General features: G+C 36.8%; 18 protein-coding genes and 1 pseudogene. 16 read left to right on the forward strand and 3 right to left on the reverse strand.

Going from position 1 to position 17,624, the window contains the following annotated elements; all coding sequences use genetic code 11:
- Window positions 1–114: 114 nt before the first annotated feature.
- The 5 genes from rarD to OR571_RS03115 all read left to right on the forward strand — a co-directional run bounded on the left by rarD (window position 115) and on the right by OR571_RS03115 (window position 4,282).
- The gene (gene rarD, locus OR571_RS03095) at window positions 115–1,011 is read left to right on the forward strand and encodes an EamA family transporter RarD (protein ID WP_282241377.1); all 897 of its coding nucleotides are present in this window, start codon (window positions 115–117) and stop codon (window positions 1,009–1,011) included.
- Window positions 1,012–1,089: 78 nt separating this feature from the next.
- Window positions 1,090–2,103 (forward strand): signal peptide peptidase SppA, encoded by a 1,014-nt coding sequence (gene sppA / locus OR571_RS03100; protein ID WP_282241378.1) that lies wholly within the window; start codon window positions 1,090–1,092, stop codon window positions 2,101–2,103.
- A 12-nt stretch (window positions 2,104–2,115) separates the two neighbouring features.
- Complete coding sequence (locus OR571_RS03105; protein ID WP_282241379.1) at window positions 2,116–2,697, forward strand: RDD family protein; 582 nt, start codon at window positions 2,116–2,118, stop codon at window positions 2,695–2,697.
- 36 nt (window positions 2,698–2,733) lie between these two features.
- Window positions 2,734–3,240, forward strand: coding sequence for a thiol peroxidase (gene tpx / locus OR571_RS03110; RefSeq protein WP_282241380.1), 507 nt, complete (start codon window positions 2,734–2,736; stop codon window positions 3,238–3,240).
- Window positions 3,241–3,352: 112 nt separating this feature from the next.
- Window positions 3,353–4,282, forward strand: coding sequence for a class I SAM-dependent methyltransferase (locus OR571_RS03115; RefSeq protein WP_282241381.1), 930 nt, complete (start codon window positions 3,353–3,355; stop codon window positions 4,280–4,282).
- A gap of 69 nt (window positions 4,283–4,351) precedes the next feature.
- Here the strand turns inward: OR571_RS03115 and OR571_RS03120 are convergent, their stop codons facing one another.
- On the reverse strand, window positions 4,352–4,804 hold the full coding sequence (locus OR571_RS03120) for a universal stress protein (RefSeq protein WP_282241382.1): 453 nt from the start codon (window positions 4,802–4,804) through the stop codon (window positions 4,352–4,354).
- Window positions 4,805–5,182: 378 nt separating this feature from the next.
- On the opposite strand from OR571_RS03120, the gene ald reads away from it, so the two are divergent.
- From ald to crcB (OR571_RS03135), 3 genes are all read left to right on the forward strand, one after another.
- A complete protein-coding gene (gene ald / locus OR571_RS03125) occupies window positions 5,183–6,298 on the forward strand; it encodes an alanine dehydrogenase (RefSeq protein ID WP_282241383.1) in 1,116 nt (371 codons plus the stop codon).
- 64 nt (window positions 6,299–6,362) lie between these two features.
- Window positions 6,363–6,734, forward strand: coding sequence for a fluoride efflux transporter CrcB (gene crcB, locus OR571_RS03130; RefSeq protein ID WP_282241384.1), 372 nt, complete (start codon window positions 6,363–6,365; stop codon window positions 6,732–6,734).
- A complete protein-coding gene (gene crcB / locus OR571_RS03135) occupies window positions 6,731–7,084 on the forward strand; it encodes a fluoride efflux transporter CrcB (protein WP_282241385.1) in 354 nt (117 codons plus the stop codon). The genes crcB (OR571_RS03130) and crcB (OR571_RS03135) overlap by 4 nt, the downstream gene beginning before the upstream one ends.
- 28 nt (window positions 7,085–7,112) lie before the next feature.
- On the opposite strand, the gene OR571_RS03140 is transcribed toward crcB (OR571_RS03135), so the two are convergent.
- The gene (locus tag OR571_RS03140; protein ID WP_282241386.1) at window positions 7,113–8,207 is read right to left on the reverse strand and encodes a M24 family metallopeptidase; all 1,095 of its coding nucleotides are present in this window, start codon (window positions 8,205–8,207) and stop codon (window positions 7,113–7,115) included.
- 112 nt (window positions 8,208–8,319) lie between these two features.
- Here OR571_RS03140 and OR571_RS03145 point away from each other — a divergent pair, with 112 nt between their 5' ends.
- Genes OR571_RS03145 through OR571_RS03155 form a run of 3 tightly spaced genes read left to right on the forward strand, consistent with a single transcriptional unit; the run spans window position 8,320 to window position 10,556 of the window.
- Entirely contained in the window at window positions 8,320–9,009 is a 690-nt protein-coding gene (locus OR571_RS03145) for a metal-dependent hydrolase (protein ID WP_282241387.1), read from the forward strand.
- A gap of 55 nt (window positions 9,010–9,064) precedes the next feature.
- Window positions 9,065–10,372, forward strand: coding sequence for a DRTGG domain-containing protein (locus OR571_RS03150; RefSeq protein WP_282241388.1), 1,308 nt, complete (start codon window positions 9,065–9,067; stop codon window positions 10,370–10,372).
- 1 nt (window position 10,373) lies between these two features.
- On the forward strand, window positions 10,374–10,556 hold the full coding sequence (locus OR571_RS03155; protein ID WP_282241389.1) for a hypothetical protein: 183 nt from the start codon (window positions 10,374–10,376) through the stop codon (window positions 10,554–10,556).
- Window positions 10,557–10,601: 45 nt separating this feature from the next.
- Here the strand turns inward: OR571_RS03155 and OR571_RS03160 are convergent, their stop codons facing one another.
- A complete protein-coding gene (locus tag OR571_RS03160) occupies window positions 10,602–10,910 on the reverse strand; it encodes a YtpI family protein (protein WP_282241390.1) in 309 nt (102 codons plus the stop codon).
- Between the two features lie 105 nt (window positions 10,911–11,015).
- Here OR571_RS03160 and OR571_RS03165 point away from each other — a divergent pair.
- The 5 genes and pseudogenes from OR571_RS03165 to accA all read left to right on the forward strand — a co-directional run bounded on the left by OR571_RS03165 (window position 11,016) and on the right by accA (window position 17,586).
- Window positions 11,016–11,944, forward strand: a pseudogene (locus OR571_RS03165) (DHH family phosphoesterase).
- Window positions 11,945–11,959: 15 nt separating this feature from the next.
- A complete protein-coding gene (gene dnaE, locus OR571_RS03170; RefSeq protein WP_282241391.1) occupies window positions 11,960–15,019 on the forward strand; it encodes a DNA polymerase III subunit alpha in 3,060 nt (1,019 codons plus the stop codon).
- Window positions 15,020–15,128: 109 nt separating this feature from the next.
- Window positions 15,129–15,773, forward strand: a complete 645-nt coding sequence (locus OR571_RS03175; RefSeq protein WP_282241392.1) for a FadR/GntR family transcriptional regulator — start codon at window positions 15,129–15,131, stop codon at window positions 15,771–15,773.
- Window positions 15,770–16,639: an acetyl-CoA carboxylase, carboxyltransferase subunit beta gene (gene accD, locus OR571_RS03180; RefSeq protein ID WP_282241393.1), complete on the forward strand. Its 870-nt coding sequence runs from the start codon at window positions 15,770–15,772 to the stop codon at window positions 16,637–16,639. The genes OR571_RS03175 and accD overlap by 4 nt, the downstream gene beginning before the upstream one ends.
- The gene (gene accA / locus OR571_RS03185; RefSeq protein ID WP_282241394.1) at window positions 16,633–17,586 is read left to right on the forward strand and encodes an acetyl-CoA carboxylase carboxyl transferase subunit alpha; all 954 of its coding nucleotides are present in this window, start codon (window positions 16,633–16,635) and stop codon (window positions 17,584–17,586) included. Before accD ends, accA begins: the two co-directional genes overlap by 7 nt.
- Window positions 17,587–17,624 lie beyond the last annotated feature (38 nt).

The following is a 17,624-nucleotide window of genomic DNA, read 5'->3' on the forward strand; positions in this document are numbered from 1 at the left end:
ACGGTCGCAAATTTAGACTGTATTCCTCTGACAGAGTTTTGGTGTTTACTTTAACTTGTTAAAGCAATATAATAAATCTATTGTTTTTTGTGGAAAAAATAAGGAGATGGGGAAGTGCAAAAAGAAGAAAAACAAGGAATAATAATAGTCGCAACCGCTTATGTTTTATGGGGATTCATGCCGATTTTTTGGAAAATGCTTGGCCATGTGTCCAGTGATGAAATTTTAGCAGGACGTGTTATTTGGTCATTCGTATTCACATTGTTGCTAGTTGTTATTGGTCGCAATTATAAACAACTTGTAAACGATATACAAGAATTATGGAAGGATAGAAAAGCTTTCTGGAGCTTAGTGCTAGCTTCTTATTTAGTAACAGGAAATTGGTTTATATTTATCTATGCAGTGAATGCGGGATACATAGTTCAAACAAGCTTAGGTTATTACATAAATCCACTGCTTTCTGTGGTACTTGGAATTGTCTTTCTAAAAGAAAAGTTATCAAGAGCTCAAGTGTTAGCAGTAGTTATTGCAGCTATTGGTGTACTCATATTATCCATTTCTTATGGACAAGTACCATGGATCTCCTTTTCATTGGCAATAACATTTGCCTTTTATGGATTGATTAAAAAGACATTAAAAGTGGATGCCCTAAGAGGATTAACGATAGAAACTTTCTTTGTCCTACCAGTAGCACTCATTTATTTTGCTTACTTAGTCGCGACCGGGAAAGCAGTATTTTTTTCAACGGATATTCTGACAGTAATATTGCTTTTGTTGACAGGCGTTGCAACTGCTGTTCCACTTGTCTTGTTTGCTAAAGGAACAAAGAATATTCCATTGTACATGTCTGGATTTATACAATACATAGCACCAACGCTTATGCTTTTAATCGGTGTCATCATCTATAAAGAGCAGTTTAGTAAAATCGAATTTCTATCCTTTTCGTTTATTTGGTGCGCGCTTATATTGTTCACTGTATCGAAAATTATGGAAGTACGGAAACGTAAATAGTATTTATTTTAACGATTTATGAAACATTTGAATTTTTTTTACGTAAGTAAAGAGAGAACAAAAGGAGGAGAATATAAAATGAATATGAAACGTTGGCTTGCTATTTTGGGTGCAGCCGTATTATTAGTCATTTCCCTATTCGTCAATACGATGTCTAGTATATTTTCAAAGGACTGGACTGCTATGTTAGATGAATTTGCTGCTGTTTCGAGTTCCGAGTTTTTCGAGACGGTATTAGAAGAAGGTAGTATGAACGAACGTATCGCACTATTAACGGTTGATGGGGTTATACAAGATACTGGGAGTGCTACTTCCCTTTTTGCAACAGAAGGATATAATCATTCTGTGTTTTTACAGCAATTAGAACAAGTAAAAACGGACGACACGGTAAAAGCAATTGTGCTCCAAGTTAATTCTCCAGGTGGGGGAGTAGTTGAATCAGCAGAAATCTACCGCGAGATTAGGGAAATACAAGAGGAAACAGAAAAACCAATTTATGTGTCGATGGGTAGCATGGCAGCATCGGGTGGATATTATATTTCAGCACCAGCTGATAAAATCTTTGTAAATAAGGAAACGATGACAGGATCTATCGGGGTCATTATGCAAAGTATTAACTACGGAAAGTTAGCTGAAGAATACGGTGTTGAGTTTGTAACGATTAAATCGGGTCCTTATAAAGACATTATGAGTCCTACTAGAGAAATGACAGAAGCAGAAAGAAATATGCTGCAAGAAATGTTAAATGATTCATACGAAGATTTTGTAGACATTATTGAACAAGGTCGAAATATGACAGAAGCTGAAGTGAAAAAAGTAGCAGATGGTCGTATCGTAAATGGTCGCCAAGCTATTGACGCAGGACTTGCTGACGAAATTGGATTTTTAGATGATGCTGTTGCTGCTATTAAAACAGATTACGATTTAGAAAACGCGGAAGTGTTTGAATATGGTTACTCGCAGAGCTTTGGTTCATTATTTGCGATGAAAGCACAATCGTTATTAGGGGTGGACATTGAGACGAAGCTAATTGGTAAGTTAATCGCAGATAATAGTGCACCTAAAATGATGTACTTATACGGAAATAATTAAGGAGGGGTCTAAATGAGTGAGATTATACAGCCAGATGAACAAAATGTGCAAGAAAAGGCACCAGTGTTCGAGCAAGCGGTCGTAAATCGAACAGAGCAATATGAACATAAAGCTGCCGGTTTTTGGATTCGATTTTGGGCTTATACGGTAGATATCCTTATATTATCTTCTGTTGGTATGTTGATCATCAAGCCTGTGTTCCGACTTTTCTCCTTGGAACTTAATGATCCAGTTTGGTACGCGCCTTTTAGCCTTATTACAGCATTTCTTTTTTATGCGTATTTTGTGCTGATGACTAAATTTTGTTCTCAAACAGTTGGGAAAATGATATTTGGTATCCGAGTTATTTCAAAAAATGGAGTTAAACTTACATGGAGTACGGTAATCTTTAGAGAATGGATAGGTAGACTTATCTCAACGATTCCTTTGAGTCTACCATATATAGCGGTCGCGTTTACTCCAAAAAAACAAGCAATTCATGATTTTATCGCAGATACGCTAGTCGTTCATGAAGCAGTTTATGATAAAAAAGAAAAACTGGTACAGGAACATACTTCTGTTGCAAAAGAGTTGCAAGAACAGAATGTATTCTAGTAAGATGAAGATAATGAAAAAGGAGGCTACATAATTATGGCTCAAGTAACATTTAAAAACAATCCAGTAACTTTAGTTGGTCAAGAAGTAGTAGTTGGAGAGAAAGCACCAAACTTTACGGTGTTAGCAAATGATTTATCACCAGTAACGCTACAAGATTCTGCAGGTAAAGTACGTTTAATCAGTGTAGTCCCATCGTTAGATACAGGTGTTTGTTCAACGCAAACTAACAAATTCAATCAAGCTGCTGCTAGTTTAGGTGATGATGTGGTGATTTTAACAATCTCTGCGGACTTACCATTTGCACAAGCACGTTGGTGCGGAGCAAACGCTGCGGACGCTATTCAAACACTTTCTGATCACCGCGATTTTTCATTCGCAGAAGCGTTTGGAGTTGGTATGAAGGAATTACGTTTACTAGCTCGTTCTGTATTCGTAGTGGACAAAAATGATGTTGTTACTTATGCGGAATATGTTAGCGAAGGAACAAATCATCCAGACTATGATAAAGCATTAGAAGCAGTAAAAGAAGCAACAAAATAATAAAAAAACAAACCCACTTATTCCATCAATTTTGTCTTGGACAAAGAATTAGCAGGGAGCTTAAGCTCCCTGCTAATTCTAGTTTAGTGGGTTTTATTTGAGGGATGTATATATGCACACAAATGTAGAACAAATTTTTACGTTTATCGATCAAGAAAGCACCTTTATAGAAGAACAAGAATCAGCTACTTATTTAGAAGGGGTAGTATACGCATTAGAATTGTGGTTAGAACAGAAAAAAGTACCTGCAATAACTAATCCAACAAAAGAACAAATTCGAAAAGCGATTCAATTGGCGATTTTAAAAGGAATGAAAGCAAGTTCTCAAGTAAATCATCAAATGACACCAGATGCCATTGGACTGTTAGTAAGTTATTTTGTCCAAGTAGTAGCAAAGGACAAGAAAGAATTGTCAATTTTGGATGCCGCGTTTGGAACGGGAAATTTACTATATACCGTAATGAATGCATTACCTTTTGAGAATCATGCTTACGGTGTAGAAATCGATGAACTATTAATCCAACTGGCAGCTCAAACTGGAGAATTGCTTAATCATGATATTCAGCTATTCCGTCAAGATGCCTTAAAACCATTATTAATTGATCCCGTCGATATAGTTGTAAGTGATCTACCTGTTGGGTATTATCCAGATGCTGAAACAGCACAGGACTATTTTTTGCATAGTACAGAGGAAATGTCTTATGCACATCATTTATTCATCGAACAATCGATGAAGCATGTAAAACCAGGTGGATACTTGTACTTTTTAGTGCCAAACACTATCTTTGAATCTAAGCAAGCGCCACAGCTTCATAAGTTTATTAAGGAGAACGGATGGATTCAAGCGGTCATTCAATTCCCAACTTCGATTTTTAAAACGAAAGGGCAAGAGAAAAGCTTGTTGATTTTGCAAAAGAAAAGCGAAGAATTGAAAGCCCCACGTGAAGTATTACTTGCAAAAGTTCCGAATATGACCAATAAAGAAGCGATGGAATTGTTTTTCCAAAAAGTGGACATATGGCAAGAAGAAAATGCAAAATAAGAGGGTAGCCCTAAAGCAGGGCTACCTTCTAGCTAATTACGAGTATTTAAAATGTTTGACGTGCTTTTCTTAGTCTGGAATTTCTTCCGTACGAACAACCAGTACGTCACATGTTGCAGACCGTACAATGTACTCAGAAACACTTCCGATTAAAAATCTTTCCATAGCATTAAGACCAGTAGCACCACAAATGATTAAATCTGCTACTACTTTTTTAGCAAGGTCTTTAGAGATCATCGTTTTAGGAGAACCATATTCAACGATGATATTTACATGTTGAACTCCGCCTGCCTGTGCCTCTGTTTTATAACCTTCTAACAATTCTTCTGCAAATGATTGTGCCCGCTCAGCTATAGAACGGTCATAAGCTTCGATGGCAGCAAACGATCTTGTATCAATAATATTAACGAGATTTAATGTCGCACTGTTTCTTGCTGCGATAGAAACTGACTTTTTAAATGCGTATTCCGCTTCTTTTGAACCGTCTACAGCAACTAGAATTTGTTTATATTTTAATGACATAATAAAAACCTCCTTATTCTTTATACATATATATTTCGATATTTATTGACATATTCCTGCTTACTTTCATTATTTAATTTTTCGTCAAGTGAACTTAACGAGTTCTACACCATTACATGGTACTTATCCCTTGGAGATGATGGATTAATTATTCCTGTCTAAGCGTACCAAAAATTAACAAGTGTATAATGAGTTTCTAGAGCGTTTAATGTGAAATTTTAGTGGTATAATTTAGATAATATAAGTTCGTACTTATATAATTTAAATTATTGAAGCATTATGAATATAGAAATGATAGAATGGAATTGTCGAAAGTGATTTATTTGGCTTGTCGAATCATTTATTCAACAATATCGGATTACATAGGGGGATATAGAAATGCGAATTGGAATTCCGAAAGAAACGAAAAACAATGAAAACCGTGTGGCAATGACGCCGGCTGGGGTAGTAAGTTTCACGCATTATAATCATGAAGTATATATTGAAACAGGAGCAGGATTAGGATCTAGTTTCACCGATCAGGATTATATAGACGCAGGGGCAACCATTGTTCAAACAGCGCAAGAGGCTTGGAACCAAGAAATGGTTATGAAAGTAAAAGAACCTACACATGCTGAGTTTGATCTTATACGAGAAGAATCTATTCTCTTTACTTATTTACATTTAGCGCCTGAAGATGATTTAACAAGAGTACTTCTAGAAAAGAAAGTAACTGCTATAGCATACGAAACGGTTCAGCTTCCTAATAATACTCTTCCATTACTGTCACCAATGAGCGAAGTAGCAGGACGTATGTCAACTCAAATTGGTGCTCAATATTTAGAACAAATTAATGGTGGTAAAGGAATCTTACTTGGTGGGGTGCCAGGTGTTCCTCGAGCGAAGGTAGCTGTAGTAGGAGGCGGAATTGCTGGTACAAACGCAGCTAGAGTTGCGTTAGGAATGGGTGCACAAGTGACAATTATTGACCTTAATCCTGATCGTCTTCGTCAATTGGAAGATTTGTTTGGTAGCCAAGTACAAACTTTAATCTCTAATCCGTATAATATCGGAGAAGCGGTAAAAGAGGCAGATTTAGTCATTGGCGCAGTTCTTATTCCAGGAGCAAAAGCACCGAAGCTTGTTTCTGAGGAAATGATTAAATCTATGTCTCCGGGTTCTGTAGTGATTGATATTGCTATTGACCAAGGTGGTATTTTCGAAACTTCTGACCGTATTACAACACATGATAATCCAACATATGAAAAGCATGGGGTAGTACATTACGCTGTTGCGAATATGCCAGGAGCAGTTCCTAGAACATCTACAATGGCTTTGATCAATGCAACAGTACCTTATGCGCTTCAAATAGCAAATAAAGGCTATAAGCAAGCTTGTTTGGATAACCTTGCATTACAAAAAGGTATTAACACACTAGCAGGTCATGTAACATTTAAAGCAGTTGCTGAAGCACAAGGATTACCTTATGTTGATGTTGCAACTCTTTTGAATTAATAGTAGGACATACTATCACCCAACTCTGTTTAAAGATTTGGGTGATTTCTAATTTTGTGGCAAGATGGAGTGGGTGCAATTGATTTATTTATATATTGGTTTAGCTGGAGCTTTAGGGGCCATTTCACGTTATTTAGTAGGAATCTTCTTTTATACAAGTTCATCCTTTCCGTTCGCAACATTATTCGTGAATCTAGTTGGTTGTTATGTATTAGCTTATTTAAGTTCTAGAATCACTAATTTTTCAATTAAGTTGAAGACTGTAATTGGTACAGGTTTTATAGGTTCTTTTACTACCTTTTCTACTTTAAGTGTAGAAACTATCCACTTATTTGAGCAAGGAGAAGTGTTGCTTGCTTTTGTGTATATTCTTGTAAGTATAGTCGGTGGTATTTTCATGAGTAATTTAGGTTGGAAAAAAGAGGTGGTCGAATGAATGTCTATTATATTCTTGCTGTAGGAGCTGGAGGTTTTTTAGGTGCAATCACTAGATATTATACCTCTCAGAAGTTGAACAAAACGAAAGAAGATCGTTTACCTCTTGGAACACTTGCAGTTAATCTGATTGGATCTTTTCTCCTTGGGTTCATTTTGAGTGTAGGATTAAAGGATATTTATACTTTGTTAATTGGAACTGGCTTTCTAGGAGCTTTTACCACTTTTTCTACACTTCATAAAGAGCTGCTCATCCTTCAAAAGTATCCTCGAAAGTGGTTAATATATTTTGTTATTACTTACAGTGGGGGATTAGTGTTTGCATTTTTAGGATATTTGTTAGGAAAGTAAAAAGCACCCATGGAAGAGTGCTTTTTCATCAAGAAATTATTTGTAATTTTTTCGGGAACTTTGTTAAAACTTCTACGCCGTCTGCTGTTACAACAACGTCATCTTCAATGCGAACACCTGTTATTTCTGGGTGGTAAATACCAGGTTCAATCGTAAATACCATACCAGTTTCTAATTTCATCTCATTGACACCTGTAATAGATGGGAATTCATGTACAGAAATTCCAAGCCCATGTCCTAAACGATGAGTGAAATACTCTCCATAGCCTGCGTCTGTAATGACATCCCGAGCTATTTTATCCAGTTCCATCGCAGTAATTCCTGGTTTTACAGCTTGTACAGCAGCTTCTTCTGCTCGTAGAACTGTTTCATAAATTTCTCGTTTATCAGCTGTTGGTTCACCAAAAGCAACTGTGCGTGTGATATCTGAGCAATAACCATTATAAACTACTCCAAGATCGAATAAGATAAAGTCGCCTTTTTGAATTTTACGCTCTCCAGGTGTACCATGTGGAGAAGCAGTTTTTGGTCCGCTTAATACCATTGTATCGAAAGACATTTGAGCAGCGCCTTTTTCTTTCACAGCTAGTTCGATTGCGTTTAATATTTCTAACTCCGTTTTACCTTCTGCAATTTCTTTACATCCAACTTCAATTGCGAAATCAGCAAGTTCAGCAGCCTTGCGCATATTTTCTAATTCCTCTTCGGACTTTATCACACGAAGATCGTTTATTTTCTCATCAATTCTAGAAACTTGTAAGTTGGGAATTCTTTCGATTAAAGCTTCTAATCTTTCTACTGTTAAATGGGCTTTTTCAACTGCTAGCGTTGTAATATCTTCTGCTTTTTCTTTCATTGTTTGGACAACAATATCCCATGCGTTATCTGTATCTTGATGTCCAACAATTTGACCTTTCCAGCCGGAAGCTTTTGCATCTGGGATTTCCATTTGCGGACAAATGATAAACGGCTCTGCTTCTTTAAAAATAGCGACACCAAGTAGTCGTTCATGCGGATTACTGCGGAAACCAGTAAAGTAAAATACGTTATCAGGAGTGGTAATGAAGGCTGCTTCCATATTGTTTGTTTGTAAAAAGTTTTGGATTTTTTCGACTTGATTCATACTAACACCTCTTTTATATTTATAAATTAAGGATAGCAGAATAAAGGAATTATCGCATCTACGTAGAATCAATACTTAAGAAGTATAATAATTTTTAAGGAGAGATGACAACATGAATATCAGTTATCATGGACATTCAGTAGTAAAAATTCAAACAAATACACATACAATATTAATTGATCCTTTTATAAATGGAAATGGACAAACTGATTTAGAGGTTTCGGAAGTAACGGCTGATGTCATTCTATTGACACATGGACATAATGATCATGTAGGGGATACTGTTGAGATTGCGAAAAGAAGCGATGCGTTAGTAGTTGCACCGTTTGAGCTTGCAGAGTTTATAGAATCTCAAGGTGTTAAAGTGCATGCAATGGGGATAGGTGGTTCCAGAGAATTTGAATTTGGTACAGTAAAATTTACACAAGCATTCCATAGCTCCTCATATACGAAGGAAGATGGTCAATCCGTTTATACTGGAATGCCTGCTGGAATACTACTTACAGTAGAGGGAGCGACAATCTATCATGCAGGGGATACCTCTTTGTTTGGAGATATGAAGTTAATCGGTGATAGAAATAACATTAAAGTTGCTTTCCTACCTATTGGAGATAATTTCACAATGGGGCCAGAGGATGCTGCCTATGCTGTGGAATTATTAAAACCAGAAATAGTTGTACCAATTCACTACAATACTTTCCCACCAATTAAACAGGATCCAAATAAATTCAAGGAACTAGTAAAATCAGCGGAAGTTCAAGTTTTAAATGCAGGAGACAGCGTACAACTGTCACGTGATTAGAAAAAAAGGAAAATGTGGTACAATAAACGTATAACAAGCGTTTGGATGTGACTACATGACGACAAAACACGAACAAATATTAGCGTATATAGAAAAACTGCCAGTTGGAGATAAAATATCGGTTAGGCAAATTGCAAAAGACTTAATAGTTAGTGAAGGAACTGCCTATCGTGCCATAAAAGAAGCGGAAACTAGAAGGCTAGTTAGTACAATTGAACGAGTAGGAACTATACGAATAGAGTTAAAGAAAAAAGAGCACTTTGAACGGCTAACTTTCGCAGAAGTTGTAAATATTGTAGATGGACAAGTATTAGGTGGTAAAACGGGTCTTTATAAAACGTTGAACAAATTTGTAATAGGTGCCATGCAATTAGAAGATATGATGCGATACGTAGAGCCTGGTAATTTACTCATTGTTGGAAACCGCTTAAAGGTTCATGAAACGGCACTACAGGCAGGAGCGGCAATACTTGTAACAGGGGGCTTTGATGTTCCAGAGCCTACAAAGAAACTAGCTGATGAATTTGAATTGCCGGTTATCTCAACAAGTTATGACTCATTTACGGTTGCAACGATGATTAATCGTGCAATTGATGACCAATTGATCAAAAAAGACGTACTGCTTATTGAGGATATTTATATTCCTTTAGAAAAAACATCATTTCTACGTACTACCGATCATGTAAAGCAATATCGAGAATTGAATGATGAAACCACACATGGAGGATTTCCAGTGGTGGATAAAGCCAATAAATTAGTTGGAATTGTCACAGCTAGAGATGTAATTGGAAAAGAAAATCATGAACTAATAGAAAAAGTTATGACGAGAACACCAATATCTATTACGATGAAAACAAGTGTAGCCTCGGCAAGTCACCGGATGATTTGGGAAGGAATCGATTTGTTGCCAGTTGTTGGCGATAACAACAACCTAGAAGGGGTTATCAGCAGACAGGACGTATTAAAAGCCTTGCAAGCAGCGTCTAGGCAACCTCAAAACGGAGAAACTATTGATGATATTGTGAAACAACAAATAAAAGCAATTTCATCAGAGGAATTTATCTTTGAATTTGAAGTAACCCCTCAAATGACCGATCATTTTGGTGCTATGTCTTACGGAGCATTTACGATACTAGTCACGGAGACAGGATCTCAAACGTTGAAAATTCGAAAACGTGGAGAAAGTGTTGTCGAGAATATGACGATTTATTATACGAAGCCAATCCAATTAGAGAGTATACTTCGAGTACATGCTCGCGTTTTAGAAATGAGTAGAAAAGTGGCAAAAATGGATCTAGAAGTTTTCAACGAAAAACAATTAGTAGGAAAAGCAATGGTTACGTATCAGTTATTGGAGAGATAAAGTGAAACTTCAATCAGCGGGAGGTCTTCATCCTCCACTGATTGTTAGTTGTGTCGCACACGATGTTGCGTACTTAGTCTGGGATCATTCCATCGGGCGCATGCCAGCAGTTGATCTCCCACTTATCTTTTCTTTTTTCTTCAATCTTGAAGTGGGAGTCTTACTGCCCGTTAATGCGGGATAAAAAAATGATGCAGCTGTTAAAGCTAAAGCTGCATCATTCTAATCCTTATTGATTTAACGTGAGTTCCTCTTGAACAAACTGTCCGTAATGCTTGCTTGCTTTATAATTATGATACATAAAATAACCACCAAGTAAAACAAACAAACCAGTAACAGCATACGTAACAGAGGATTGGTAAATTACTAAAAAGTTAAGACCGAAGAAAAACATGAACGCACCAAGGCATACAGCTGCCCTTGCAGCAAACCATTTTTTTCGAATCGGTAAATTTGTTCGTAACTGTTTTGTTTTAAAATAGAAATACCAAACAAATGAGATAACTATTGCACATATCAATATTCCATTAAGAATCATTATGAACCTCCATTAAAGTGAAACTTCCATCATATCCTTCTATTATTGTAATAGTAAATTTCAAAAAATGCGAATGGTAATCCTGACTAACTGAGGAGAAATGACATGAAAAGACAAATCATCGACACAATCGAACGCTATGACAAAATAATAATTCACAGACATGTGAGACCAGACCCGGATGCTTATGGCTCTCAAATTGGACTGAAAGAGTTAATATCTCTGAACTATCCGAACAAAAAAGTACTAGCAACGGGAAAACATGAACATACTTTAGATTTTCTTGCTCGTCCTGACTCCGTGTTTGATGAGGATTTTAAAAATGCATTAATCATTGTTACAGATACAGCGAATACGGAAAGAATTGATGACAAACGTTATAAGCTGGGTAGCTATCTGATAAAAATCGATCATCATCAAATGATGATGCGTACGGAGATTTACTTTGGGTCGATACAAATGCAAGCTCTGTAAGTGAATTGATCTGTGAGCTTTTCGAGGAAGCAAAAGACTATAAAAACTGGAAGATGGATGCGACTGTTGCAAGACTTTTATATGCAGGGATTGTTGGGGATACTGGTCGATTCATGTTCCATAGTACAACAGAGCAAACGATGAAATTTGCAGGTCAATTAATTTCTTATGGGTTTGATCGCACAGAACTATTTAATGGGATGTATGAAGTAGAAAGCAACCTGCTCCAGTTAAAAGGATATATATATGCAAACTTTGAAATGGATGACAACGGTGTTGGTCATATGAAACTAACGCGGGAATTATTAAAAGAATATAATGTATCCGATTCAGAGGCTTCCTTATTAGTAAGTGTGTTAGCGGATGTCAAAGGCATGAAATACTGGGTATTTTTCATAGAAGATACAGATACCATCCGAGTTCGCTTGCGATCTAAAGGTCCTGTCATTAATACAGTGGCGAAAAAATATGGTGGTGGCGGTCATCCACTTGCTGCCGGGGCCTCTGTACAAACTTGGGAAGAAGCAGATTTGGTAATTGAAGATTTAAAAAAGCTGTAAATTGAGGTGTGTTATATGGAAACAGTATATCCACAAATTGTAACATCAGCGGATATGCTGAAAAGTACAATTCAATTGGAGCCACTTATAGAAAAGTTAAAAAGTAATCACGCAAAGGCAGTCGCCATTACAAATAGTACTTTGTATGGCATAATGCCTTTTTGGCATGCAATGAAAAATCAACAAATTCATCCGGTTATCGGACTATCAATCCATGTCCAATTAGATGATAAAAGTGTTCCACTCGTACTGTATGCCGAAAATATGAAAGGCTATGAAAATCTGTTGAAAATTTCAAGCGGCTTAGAAACAAGGGAATTGACGGAACTCCCTAAGAAATGGCTTGCAGCTTATAAAGAAGGTATCATTGCAGTTTATCGGGGAGATAAACAGTTTTCTGAAGATAGTTTAGGGGAGCTAAAAGACTTATTTAGAGATAATAATTTGTATGTTGGAATAGAACGAACGAATGGAATAAAGCAAGAGTTCGAAGACGAAATAATCAAAGCATCAAAACAATTCTCCACTAATATTACTGTTTTTCATATGAGTCGCTATCTACAAAAAGAAGATGCGTTTGCCTATGAAGTATTAAACGCTATGGATCAATCTTTAAAAATGTCTGATCGAAATCGATTAAAACCTCCGGAAGATTCCTATCATGTGTTGACAGAAAAAGAATGGGCGGAATGGTTCTCCGATGTACCTGAATGGCTTGAAAATACGAAAGCTATGCTAGAAAGATGTTGTGTTAATTTCGACAAAAAATCGCATATTATGCCGAAGTTTCCCTTATCTGAGCAGCAAAGTGCAAAAGATTATTTGCGAGCACTTTGCGAAGAAGGCTTAACCATTCGTTTAGGCGAAGTGACACAAAATTATAAAGACCGTCTACATTATGAACTTCAAATTATTAATGAGATGAATTACGAGGATTATTTTTTAATCGTGCAAGACTTTATGAAATTTGCCAATAGAGCGGGTATTTTGACTGGTCCGGGTCGAGGATCTTCCGCAAGTTCACTTGTCGCCTTTTCCCTTTTTATAACGGACGTGGACCCTCTTGTATATGGTCTTTTATTCGAACGATTTTTAAATCCTGAACGTATCACCATGCCCGATATTGATATTGACTTTGCAGATTCAAGAAGAATGGAAGTTATTCGATATGTTGCCGAAAAATACGGAAAAAATTATGTTTCGCAAATTATTACATTTGGTACATTATCCGCAAAGTCAGTAGCGAGAGAAGTTGCGAGAATCTTTGGTTTTGAATCGTCTACATTAGAAGCTATTTCTTCTTTTATCCCAAATAAAAACGGCATAACTTTAAAAGAAGCGTATGCACAATCACAAAAGTTACGTGAGTTTATACAAACAGAAGAAATACGAAAAAAGTGGTTTGAAGTTGCATTGGCGTTAGAAGGATTGCCTAGAAATGCCTCTACGCATGCCGCGGGGGTTGTACTATCACCGGTCCCATTAGTAGACGTAGTTCCTATTCAAATGGGGCATGACGATCTATTTTTAACACAATGGCCGATGAAAGAAGTGGAACAGGCAGGCTTGTTAAAGATGGATTTTCTCGGGCTAAGAAACTTAACGATTATTGAACGAATTTTAAAGATTATCCATAAGAATAACCGTCAATCTTTCTCGCTGGATACTATTCCTTTCGATGATAAGCGTACCTTCCAGCTATTACAAAACGGCGATACGACGGGTGTCTTTCAACTAGAGTCGGAGGGTATGCGACAATCCTTAAAGCAAATCCAACCGACAAAGTTTGAAGACATTGTAGCAGTAAATGCTCTTTATAGACCAGGTCCAATGGAAAGTATTCCACTTTATGCGAAACGAAAACGAGGACAACTACCGGTGACATTTGAACATCCGGTTTTACAGCCGATTCTACAAGAAACATATGGGATAATCGTCTATCAAGAACAAATAATGCAAATCGCATCCCAAATGGCAGGCTTTACTTTTGGAGAAGCCGATTTACTCCGTCGAGCAGTAAGTAAAAAAAATCGAGAAATCTTGCAAAAAGAAAGAACGCATTTTGTGCAAAAAGCAATTCAACTAGGTCATTCTGAACAGGCTTCTTCATCTGTATATGATCTGATTGTTCGCTTTGCAGATTATGGTTTTCCAAAAAGCCATGCGGTAGCATACAGCGTCATCTCCTATCAAATGGCTTTCTTAAAAGCACATTTTCCAGAAGCTTTTTATTGTGCGTTACTTAGCACAGCAACGGGCAATCAAGACAAGATTAATCAACTAGTAATGGAAATGAAGCAAAAAGGAATTCCTATACTACCGCCTTCTATTTTTAATAGCAGCAACTTTTTTACTGTGGAAAATGATGGAGTAAGATTCGGTTTGCAAGCGATTAGAGGTGTTTCACACGCATTTCTCCAAAAATTATTACAACAAAGAAGGAATGGAACAAGGAAGTGGGAGGATCTTTTTGACCTTGCTGCTGATTTATCAGCGATTCATTTTACTAGAAAAAATATGGAGCCACTTATCAAAGCAGGTGCCCTCGATCATTTTCAAGAAGAGCGATCTACCCTACTGGCAACACTGGACGCAGCAGTAAAGTACGCAGAACTTGTTAGTCCTACGGAGGATACTGACTTATTTGAAGGAAATGCGACTCATTTTGGAAAGTCAAAGTATATTCGAACGGATGAATTGCCGCTTATGGTCAAACTTCAATTTGAAAAAGAAGTATTAGGTCAATATTTTTCAGAGCATCCTACAGTTTCAAAGAAAAAGCATATGACTCAACAAGTTATGAATATTTGGGATGTCGTCCAAGCTTCGAAAGATTGGAAAGTCACCATAGTTGGATTAATACAAGAAATAAAAAAAATTCGAACGAAAAAAGGCGAATCGATGGCTTTTGTCACGATACAGGATGAAACGGGAAGTGTTTCTGTCACGCTATTTCCAGAGGATTATGCAAAGCATAATTCTTTGTTAGAAGAGCTAGCAATCATTGTAGTGGAGGGGAAATCGGAGCGTCGTAATGGTCGAACTCAAATAATAGGAAAAATAGTTTCAAGATAAACTGTACATTCCTCGTACAGTTTTTTCTTTACGTGACTCTCATTTTTTTGTATGCTATTAACTATGAGTGGTCAGACCACTTTGTAATTAATGGAAGAGTGAGGCTTGAATGATTCCAAATAATAACTCCAGGAAAATGTTTTTAGAAATAGTTAAGCAACTAAGACAACTCATTCATGATGAAAATATTGCAGTTGGTGGAAAACTACCGTCTGAAAGAGAGCTTGCAGAAAGACTACAGGTTGGCCGATCCACTGTAAGGGAAGCGCTTAGAAGTTTAGAATTGCTTGGAATAATAGAAACAAGAAGAGGAGAAGGAACTTTTCTTTCTGATTTTCGCAAACATCAGTTAGTGGAATTATTATCTACTTTTATATTACAGGATGTTAAATCCAAAAAAGATGTTCATACTACGATGCAAGCATTAGAAAAAGACGCAATTCGTACAATATGTATGACAGATGTACTTCATAAACAATCCATTTGGGATGCTTTCTTAGATAAATTACATGAGGAAGTACTTCAAGAAGATATTATTCGAGAAATTATCATTATATCTAATAATCGACTAGCCTTGAAAATATGGTTTTTATTGAAACAGTTTGCTGATGAACCTTATCACAGTTTTATGAATGTAGAAGAGAAGAAAGCCTGGAAGCTACTTTTGACCAATTTAAAAGTTGGAAATGAGCAACAAGCAATATCCTATTACAATGAATGGAAATTGTTAACGAATAGGGGAGAAATAAAATGATTCGAGATATATTTAGAAAAAACCAAAAAAAGAAATATGCAACAATACCAACTGAAAAAGCGAAAAATGATGTGCCGGAAGGAATTATGATGAAATGTCCGGAATGTAGAAAAAATGTCTTCACTAAGGACTTGATGAAAAATTTAAAAGTCTGCCCTACTTGTGACCATCATATGAAAATGACTGCACATGAACGAGTAGAAATCTTTTTAGACGAAAACACATTTGAATCAATGGACGACCATTTAGAAACAGTAAATCCATTAAATTTTCCAAGCTATACAGAAAAAATTAAATCGGATGCAAAAAAAACTGGTATAAATGAAGCCGTCCTTACTGGTGTGGGTCAATTAGAAGGACAAAAAGTAGTTGTAGCAATTATGGATTCCCATTTCAGAATGGGTTCTATGGGATCTGTTGTTGGAGAGAAAATTACGAGAGCTATTGAAAAAGCAACGGAGCTTCAAGTTCCATTTATTATTTTCACTGCAAGCGGTGGGGCTAGAATGCAAGAAGGTGTTCTATCTTTAATGCAAATGGCGAAAACTTCCGTAGCGTTAAGAAGACATAGTGATCACGGTCTTTTATATATTTCCATCTTAACGCATCCAACTACAGGCGGTGTTTCTGCAAGCTTTGCTTCAGTAGGTGATATTAATATTGCAGAACCAAAAGCATTGATAGGATTTGCTGGTCGTCGAGTAATTGAACAAACAGTGCGTGAAAAACTTCCGGAAGATTTTCAAACAGCAGAATTTTTAATGGAGCATGGCCAGTTGGATGCAGTAATTCATCGAAAAGATATGCGTGAAAAAGTGACAACACTGGTCCAAATGCATATGAGTAAGGAGGTTTCTACATGGTAAAAACATTGCCCTTTGAAGAACCAGTTGTTCAGCTTAAAGCTAAAATAGAAGAGTTAAAAGAGTATACTGTAACTGCAGACGTGGATATGACTGCAGAAATAGAAAATCTAGAAAAAAGATTACAAAGATTAGAAAAAGAAATCTATGAAAACATGGAGCCATGGGATCGTGTGCAGGTTGCTCGTCATCCTAGCCGTCCGACTACAAGAGATTATATTCAATTATTATTCACGGATTTCATCGAGCTACATGGCGACCGTCTGTACGGAGATGATGCAGCAATCATAGGTGGAATTGCATTGTTCGATGGTAAACCTATTACGATTATTGGTCATCAACGTGGAGCTGATACAAAAGAAAATATTAAACGTAATTTCGGAATGCCACATCCGGAAGGCTATCGAAAAGCATTGCGTTTAATGAAACAAGCTGAAAAATTCAATCGCCCGATTATTTGTTTTATTGATACAAAAGGGGCTTATCCAGGTAAAGCAGCAGAAGAGCGTGGACAAAGTGAAGCGATTGCTAGAAATTTAGTAGAAATGGCTGGTTTAAAAGTACCGGTTATTAGTGTTGTCATTGGAGAAGGTGGAAGTGGTGGTGCGCTTGCACTTGGCGTTGCAAACCATATTCACATGCTGGAAAACTCCACTTATTCGGTTATTTCTCCAGAAGGTGCAGCATCGATTTTATGGAAAGATGCATCACTTGCTAAACAAGCGGCAGAAGCGATGAAAATAACTGCACCTGATTTGAAAAAGATGAATATCATTGATGGAGTTATTCGCGAAGTATATGGCGGTGCTCATAGAGATTCAGAGGCACAAGCAACGTATATGAAAGAAGTTCTTCTCAACTCTTTACGTGAGCTTTCCAAGCTTTCTGCTGAACAATTAATCGATGAGCGTTATAATAAGTTCAAACATATTGGGGAATTCACCGAGTAAAAAAATGCGTCTATAGTGACGCATTTTTTTTGACTCCA

This window comes from Psychrobacillus sp. NEAU-3TGS (genome assembly GCF_029955155.1).
In the GTDB taxonomy this organism is placed as follows: domain Bacteria; phylum Bacillota; class Bacilli; order Bacillales_A; family Planococcaceae; genus Psychrobacillus.